Source organism: Bacillus sp. LR_5 (genome assembly GCF_042709275.1).
Map to the genome: position 1 here is coordinate 1 of NZ_JAVAXX010000291.1, position 7,565 is coordinate 7,565.

Consider the following 7,565-nt stretch of genomic DNA (forward strand, 5'->3'; position numbering starts at 1 on the left):
AATGGGCGGACGAATTACAAAAATCCATCAGCCATATAAGCACGATGTGATTTTCCACATCCGTGCCAAGGGAAAAAACCAAAAACTATTATTATCGGCACATCCGAGCTATTCACGGGTGCATATCACGGCACAAGCTTATGAAAATCCAAGCGAACCGCCAATGTTTTGCATGTTGCTGAGAAAGCATATCGAAGGCGGATTCATTGAGAAAATTGAACAAGCGGACTTAGACCGCATTATGATTTTTCATATCAAAAGCCGAAACGAAATTGGCGATGAAACCGTACGAAAGCTTTATGTAGAAATTATGGGCCGCCACAGCAATATCATTTTGACTGACGCAGCAGAAAATGTGATCATCGACGGACTTAAGCATTTATCACCGTCAATGAACAGCTACCGTACAGTACTGCCCGGCCAAGATTATAAGCTTCCGCCTGCTCAGGACAAAATATCGCCTCTTGAGGCGTCAGAAGATGATATTTTGCGTCACCTCAGCTTTCAAGAAGGAAGGCTTGATAAACAAATTGTCGACCACTTTTCAGGCGTGTCTCCGCTTTTCGCCAAAGAAGCGGTTCACAGAGCAGGCCTTGCCAACAAAGTCACACTGCCAAAAGCGTTGCTGGCACTGTTTGCCGAAGTGAAAGAGCACCGTTTCATTCCCAACATTACGACTGTAAACGGAAAGGAATATTTTTATTTACTGGAGCTGACTCATCTAAAGGGCGAAGCGCGCCGTTTTGATTCATTAAGCGAACTGCTCGACCGTTTTTATTTCGGAAAAGCTGAACGAGACCGGGTCAAGCAACAGGCTCAGGATCTTGAGCGTTTTGTTGTGAACGAACGGAAGAAGAATGCCAACAAAATCAAAAAATTAGAGAAAACCCTGGAGTATTCGGAAAACGCGAAGGGGTTTCAGCTTTACGGAGAGCTTTTAACCGCTAATTTATATATGCTGAAAAAAGGTGATAAACAGGCTGAGGTCATCAATTATTATGATGAAGAAAGCCCGACAATCACGATTCCTTTAAACCCAAACAAAACGCCTTCTGAAAACGCACAGGCCTATTTCACGAAGTATCAGAAAGCGAAAAATTCGGTCGCAGTTGTCGAGGAGCAAATCAGGCTGGCACAGGAAGAGATCGAATATTTTGATCAGCTGATTCAGCAGCTTTCGTCCGCTTCTCCCCGGGATATTAGCGAAATCAGGGAAGAGCTTGTAGAGGGCAAATATTTACGCCCTAAGCAGCAAAAAGGCCAGAAAAAGCAAAAACCGCACAATCCGGTGTTAGAAACATATGAATCCACCTCAGGGCTGACAATTTTAGTGGGTAAGAACAATCGTCAAAATGAATATTTAACGACAAGAGTGGCGGCCAGAGACGATATCTGGCTTCACACGAAGGACATTCCAGGCTCCCACGTTGTGATCAGAAGTAGCGAACCGGATGAGCAAACAATCATGGAAGCCGCGACAATTGCAGCTTATTTTTCAAAAGCTAAAGATTCAAGTTCAGTGCCTGTAGATTATACAAAAATCAGACATGTCAAAAAACCAAACGGCGCGAAACCCGGTTTCGTCACCTATGACAGCCAGCATACCGTCTTTGTCACGCCTGATGCTGATACTGTCATCAAGCTCAAAAAAAGCTGAGCCGCATAAAGAAAAGCCAGAGCATTTGTATGCTCTGGCTTATTTCTTCCTTCTCACCTGATAAAGCCTGTTCACTTCAGCAATAAAATCGCCGTCAATCAGCTTATCCACGTTTTCAGCAAGCTCTTTCGTGTGCTTTGGACTTGCTCCGCTTGTAGAAACAGACACAGTGACATGCCCTCTTTTTACGATTTTCGGCATATATACATTGCCAAGCTCAGCGTCACTGACACAATTGACAAGCTGAAAAGGCGAAGCGGATTTGGCAATTTCTTTGTTCACTGCCGCATTATCCGTCGCGGCAATAATTAAGAAAGCATTGAGATAATCTTCTTTTTCAATTGTCCGTTTTTCCCATTTGATACGTCGCTCTTCTGCCATTTGCTTGATTTCCGGTTCAACATCCGGACTGACGAGCGTTATATCAGCTCCCTCAGAAATCACCGTTTTCAGCCTTCTGAGAGCGATGCTGCCGCCCCCCACAATCACAACCTTCTTCTTTTCCAGGCTAATGTGCAGCGGAAGCATATGAACCTCCATCAAAATCAAATTGCCCCTCAGGATTTGCCGCAGTTTCTCTCACACGGTTCAAAAATGCGTTTTTCACATGAGGATGAAAACCGATATAGGAAGAGAGGTAGACGTTCGGATTATGAGCTTTTAATTTCTGAACCTCTCGTTCGATTTCGTTCATCAGCATACCCGTAAAGAGCAAATATGGAACGATAAAGGTTGTTATGCCGTCATCTTTTTTAAGTTCTGAAAAAACCTCTTTGTAATTAGGGCCGCATGCTGTCAAAAAGCACGGAATGACTTCCTTGACTGGAATCATTTCCTGAAGAAGATTAGCAATACCGGTTACGTCTCTTTTGACATCTGGATCTGAACTTCCCCTTCCGATGAGTACCACTCTGGCATTTTCATATGGAACACCTATGTCTTTCATTCGGTGATATACAGCCTTGACTACTTCTTCGTCAATCCCGATCGGCTTTCCGTATGAAATGCGGATTGACGGATATCGAGATGCAACACGCGCAATTTCTTCCGGAATATCATGTTTTGCATGCGCAGCTGTTAAAAGAAGCAGAGGCACCACTGCGATATGAGTGGCGCCTTGCTTCACACATGCTTCAAATCCTGTCTCAATTGTCGGCTCCTGAAGCTCTAAAAAGCTGATTTCTTGTACTGGCACAGAGATGTGGGCCTTGCATCCTTCCAAAAAGGCTGCGGCTTCTTGCTGCGCTTTTTTGACCCGGCTGCCGTGGCCGACATATAAAATTGCTTGTTTCATTTTTACAACGCCTCGCTTAAATCTTGTTTTTTCAGTTCAGATTCAAACCATTCCAGCTTATAGTGATAATTTACAACATTTCCAATGACAATTAAACTCGGATTTGTAATGTTTTCTTTTATCACCGTTTCTGAAAGGGTGTCAACTGTACAAAAAACAGATTTTTGCTTGTCCGTTGTTCCCCAATGAATAAAGGCTGCCGGCGTAGAACCGTCCCGGCCGTTTTCAAGGAGTTTTCTTTCAATCTGCTGCACGTTTTTGATACCCATATAGATGACAAGTGTATCAATTCCTGTAGCCAGCGCTTTCCACTTTTCCTCAAAATCTTCTTCTTTTTTATAATGACCCGTTACAAAAGCGACGTTAGAGCCCGCCTCCCGATGAGTAACAGGAATCCCGGCATAAGCGGCTGCCGCGATTCCAGACGTAATGCCGGGGATGATTTCAAACGGAATTCCATTTTCAGAGAGGCATTCCGCTTCTTCCCCTCCTCTGCCGAACACAAAAGGGTCTCCGCCTTTCAGTCTGACAACCATTTTCCCTTTTTGCGCATACTTCACAAGAAATCGATTGATGGTTTCCTGCTTCATCGTATGAAAATCTGGAAGCTTCCCGCAGTAGATCAGGTCTGCTTGCTCTTTGGCATATTGTAAAATCTCTTTATTTACTAATCTGTCATATAAGATGACATCAGCTTTTTCAATGGCTTTCAGCGCTTTAATTGTCAGCAGATCAGGGTCACCAGGACCCGCTCCTACAATATATACTTTCCCCATCGTATTTCCCCCGATCTATTCGAGTTCTTCCAGAGCATTCGCTGTGATGATGTTCTCGCTTGCATTCCGGCATCTGAGAAGAACGCAGCAGATCATATTCAGCTCAATTTTTGTTTAACAAACTCGATCAGCTGATTTTTACACGCTTCACGGTCATGTTGTCCTGAATCAAGAACGAGCTCTGGAGCTTCCGGTTCTTCATAAGGAGAATCAATTCCTGTAAAAAACGGAATCTCGCCGTTTCTTGCTTTTTTGTAAAGCCCTTTCGGATCTCTTTGTTCACAAATATCAAGGTCGCATTTAATGTAGACTTCATTAAATTCGCCCGCTTCCACAAGCTCGCGAACCTGTTGTCTGTCCTCGCGGAAAGGAGAGATAAAAGCAGTAATCACAATGGTTCCCTGCTGAACAAAAAGCTTTGCCACCTCTCCGATTCGGCGGATGTTTTCTTTTCGGTCTTCATCTGAAAAACCAAGATCCTTATTTAAGCCGTGACGGATATTATCCCCGTCCAGCACAATCACTTGGTAGCCTTGCTCAAACAATTCTCTCGCAGCGGCGTTGGCAATGGTTGATTTGCCTGAGCCGCTTAACCCTGTCAGCCAGAGAATGGAGCTTTTATGCTTGTTTTTTTGCTGGTACTCTTCTTTTGTGATAGAGGCTTCATGCCATACAATATCGCGATTTGTCACTGCCAGTCCTCCTTAAGATACGCCTGCTTCTTCTTTTTTCTTCATCCCTTTGATTAACACTTCTACGACTTCTTTTCGACTGAATTCAGCAGGCGGCAGCACACCGTCTCTCAGCATGCCTCTTACCTTAGTGCCTGATAAAATGACGTGATGCTCTCTGCCATGAGGGCATGTTTTCGCGGTTCCCATATTTCCGCATTTTTTACAGAAGAAGCTGTGCTCGAATTTCAGCGGCGTAATCCCGAGTTCTTCAGGTTTAAAGGTATCAAAGAGCTCCTGCGCCTCGTATGTTCCGTAATAGTCACCTACACCTGCATGATCGCGGCCGACGATGAAATGTGTGCAGCCGTAGTTCTTTCTGACAAGCGCATGGAAAATTGCTTCTCTCGGGCCTGCATAACGCATCGCCGCTAAAAAGACACCAAGGAAAACGCGATCTTTCGGGTAGTAATGATCAAGAAGCACTTGGTAGCTTTCCATCCGTACATCAGCTGGAATGTCATCAGATTTTGTTTCACCTACTAACGGATTCAAGAACAAGCCGTCTACTGTTTCAAGAGCCGTTTTTTGAATGTATTCATGCGCTCTGTGAACAGGGTTTCTTGTTTGGAAACCGACAATGGTTTCCCAGCCATTTTCCGCAAACTGGCGTCTCGTTTCTGACGGTTCAAATGTAAATTCAGGGAACTGTTTTGAAGCTTTTTTAATCAACGTAATCGGCCCGCCGACATATGTATTGCCGCGGCTGAACAGCTTTTTAACACCAGGATGCTCCTGTTCATCTGTTTTGTACACATTGACAGCTTCTTTTTGTTTGTCAGGCACGTACAGGTCTTCGATTTGGATAACGCCGTATGTTTCTCCTTCATACGTTAACTTTACCGTTTCACCAAGTGACAATTCCGCTGCTTTTTGCGCATCGACCGGAAGCGTGATTGGAAGAGACCAGACAACGCCGGAAGAAAGACGCATGTTTTCGACCACAGATACGTAATCTTTTTCATTAAAGAAACCTTCAATCGGGCTGTATGCACCGATACCGATCAATTCCAAATCCGCGAAAGAAATTAAATCAAGTTCAATTTCTTTTTGAATGCCGCTCACATCATATGATTCATCTACTCTGTTTATTAATGTTCCTCCGTGTGGTGCTAAGCTCATAATATCCATCTCCTCCTAGTTAACTTATAAAATTACTCAGATTAATGATCAGATTCCCCCGCCTTGTTCGTGGACTGAGCGTCTCTCTTTACGAATGGCCTTTGTCAGGCTGACGGCACCGCCCGTCGCTAAAAGCACACTTACCATGATAAAGATCGAATAATAATCTGCTTTTAAAAACAAGGATACAAGCAGATAAGAAATCGATAAAGATAAAAACGGCGATACGATCCATACCTTCAGCATCGTTTGAACAACTTGTTTATGGAACACGTTCGGACCGTTTTTTGCCATGCCTATTCCGATAATAGACGATGACGTGACTTGCGCCAAGGGCACCGGCATCCCAAATACAGAACTGATGATCACCAGTCCCGCTCCTGTACCGGATAAGAGAATGCCTTCCCCTTTGGAGAATCTCGTAATTTTCTTCCCGTTTGTTTCTAGCACACGCCGGCCTAATAACAGTGCGCCAAGAGCAACAAAAGCTCCTCCATACAAGGTTCCTTTTCCGACATCAAGCACATCGGCAGCTACTAACGGGCCAACAGCATTCGCCACGTTATTCATGCCGGCAGAGAATGCTTCGAAAAATCCGGCAACTAACAAAACAATGCCGAGGATTTTTTGTTTTTTAGAAGATTTTACTTCAATCTTAAAATAACGAAACAGCTTAGATACGAAATAGGTGAAGCCGAAAGCGAACAGCGGGACAAAAACCCAAAATGACACAATGATCAGAAGATTGTTCACAAACAATACTTTATAAGCCACTCCCACGCCGACAACCGCGCCGACTGTTACTTCACTTGTCGACAAAGGAATGCCGAGCAGATTAGCAGTAAAGAGCGACAGGGCAGCAGCTCCAATAATGATGCAAACAATCGTCAGTGTAATCGTCTGCTCAGGAATAATGCCGGAGCTGATTGTTTTTACAACCTCGCCTCCGCCAATGACCGCCCCGGTAAAGACACCGACTGCGCATAGGATCAAAGCGTAGGTTTTCTTTTTGATGGCTCCGGAGCCGTAAGCAACCCCCATCGAAGCTGCAGCGCCGCTTGCACCAATATTCATCGCGAAAAACAAGCTAAATAAAATAGCGGCTAATTCCATTTTGCAGCTCCTTATTCATGCAGTCCGCATTCTGTTTTCGCCATACCATTCCATCTGCCTGAGCGCAAATCCTCTGCTGTAAAAGCGGGAGCAGTGCAAGGCGCACAGCCAATACTTGGATATCCTTGGTCATGAAGCGGATTGTAGTCCAGTTCATTCCGGGATGTGTATCTCCAAATGTCTTTCCAAGTCCAATGGATAAGCGGGCAAACTTTTACTGACTTGAATTTTTCATCTTTGTTTAAGAAATTCGTATTGGCACGGCTTGGCCCTTGATCACGGCGCAGGCCGGAAAGCCAGGCTGGATGTCCTGAAAGCGCCTCTCTTAAAGGAACGACCTTTCTAAGATAGCAGCACTGATTCGGCTCTCTTTCCCACAGTTTGTCTCCATATTCTTCGGCTTGTTCCTCAAGGGTGAGATCTGGTTTTTTCAGGATGATATTAAGACCCGGATAACGCTCTTTCACTCGTTCAATTGTTTCATAGGTTTCTTTAAAATGAAGTCCTGTATCAAGAAACACAATCTCTGCGTCTTTTTTCACTTTATAAATTAAGTCAATCAGAACGATTCCCTCAATTCCGAAACTGCAGGCATAAACAAGTTGATTGCCATAATGGCCGTATGCCCATTTTAAAACTGACAGCGCTCCTTTATAAGGATCGTCTTCCGGAAATGTAATCGTTGGTTCTTCCCAATTATCATACGTTAACATTTCTTCTTTCCTCCTTTCGGAGACAAACAAACAGTAGCTTTCTGCCGGTTGTCTTTTCCCATGTAATGTGATTCGCGGCTGCTGATATACAGATAGCCTTTTTACCTCTTAAAATAAAAAACTTTCAATCCGGCGGAAAGAAAGACAGGAACAGCATGC

General features: G+C 44.2%; 8 protein-coding genes. 1 reads left to right on the forward strand and 7 read right to left on the reverse strand.

What is annotated here, in order from left to right; all coding sequences use genetic code 11:
- The first annotated feature begins 1 nt into the window (after window position 1).
- Window positions 2–1,657: a tRNA modification protein RqcH gene (gene rqcH / locus RAC86_RS32165; protein WP_377886456.1), complete on the forward strand. Its 1,656-nt coding sequence runs from the start codon at window positions 2–4 to the stop codon at window positions 1,655–1,657.
- Between the two features lie 39 nt (window positions 1,658–1,696).
- Here the strand turns inward: rqcH and sirC are convergent, their stop codons facing one another.
- From sirC to RAC86_RS32200, 7 genes are all read right to left on the reverse strand, one after another.
- Window positions 1,697–2,185 (reverse strand): precorrin-2 dehydrogenase, encoded by a 489-nt coding sequence (sirC, locus tag RAC86_RS32170; protein ID WP_377886457.1) that lies wholly within the window; start codon window positions 2,183–2,185, stop codon window positions 1,697–1,699.
- The gene (gene sirB, locus RAC86_RS32175) at window positions 2,166–2,951 is read right to left on the reverse strand and encodes a sirohydrochlorin chelatase (RefSeq protein ID WP_086343827.1); all 786 of its coding nucleotides are present in this window, start codon (window positions 2,949–2,951) and stop codon (window positions 2,166–2,168) included. The genes sirC and sirB overlap by 20 nt, the downstream gene beginning before the upstream one ends.
- 2 nt (window positions 2,952–2,953) lie before the next feature.
- Window positions 2,954–3,727 (reverse strand): uroporphyrinogen-III C-methyltransferase, encoded by a 774-nt coding sequence (gene cobA, locus RAC86_RS32180; RefSeq protein ID WP_029946173.1) that lies wholly within the window; start codon window positions 3,725–3,727, stop codon window positions 2,954–2,956.
- Window positions 3,728–3,825: 98 nt separating this feature from the next.
- Window positions 3,826–4,419, reverse strand: a complete 594-nt coding sequence (gene cysC, locus RAC86_RS32185) for an adenylyl-sulfate kinase (protein ID WP_015252120.1) — start codon at window positions 4,417–4,419, stop codon at window positions 3,826–3,828.
- Window positions 4,420–4,431: 12 nt separating this feature from the next.
- Window positions 4,432–5,580: a sulfate adenylyltransferase gene (gene sat / locus RAC86_RS32190; RefSeq protein ID WP_377886460.1), complete on the reverse strand. Its 1,149-nt coding sequence runs from the start codon at window positions 5,578–5,580 to the stop codon at window positions 4,432–4,434.
- A gap of 48 nt (window positions 5,581–5,628) precedes the next feature.
- Complete coding sequence (gene cysP / locus RAC86_RS32195; RefSeq protein WP_217001955.1) at window positions 5,629–6,693, reverse strand: sulfate permease; 1,065 nt, start codon at window positions 6,691–6,693, stop codon at window positions 5,629–5,631.
- Between the two features lie 11 nt (window positions 6,694–6,704).
- Window positions 6,705–7,406: a phosphoadenylyl-sulfate reductase gene (locus tag RAC86_RS32200; protein WP_003238646.1), complete on the reverse strand. Its 702-nt coding sequence runs from the start codon at window positions 7,404–7,406 to the stop codon at window positions 6,705–6,707.
- Window positions 7,407–7,565: the final 159 nt, after the last annotated feature.

Coding starts and splice junctions, on each gene's coding strand:
- cobA (WP_029946173.1), bottom strand. CDS start 3,727: ATGGGGAAAGTATATATTGTAGGAGCGGGTCCTGGTGACCCTGATCTG.
- sirC (WP_377886457.1), bottom strand. CDS start 2,185: ATGCTTCCGCTGCACATTAGCCTGGAAAAGAAGAAGGTTGTGATTGTG.
- rqcH (WP_377886456.1), top strand. CDS start 2: ATGGGCGGACGAATTACAAAAATCCATCAGCCATATAAGCACGATGTG.
- cysP (WP_217001955.1), bottom strand. CDS start 6,693: ATGGAATTAGCCGCTATTTTATTTAGCTTGTTTTTCGCGATGAATATT.
- sirB (WP_086343827.1), bottom strand. CDS start 2,951: ATGAAACAAGCAATTTTATATGTCGGCCACGGCAGCCGGGTCAAAAAA.
- sat (WP_377886460.1), bottom strand. CDS start 5,580: ATGAGCTTAGCACCACACGGAGGAACATTAATAAACAGAGTAGATGAA.
- RAC86_RS32200 (WP_003238646.1), bottom strand. CDS start 7,406: ATGTTAACGTATGATAATTGGGAAGAACCAACGATTACATTTCCGGAA.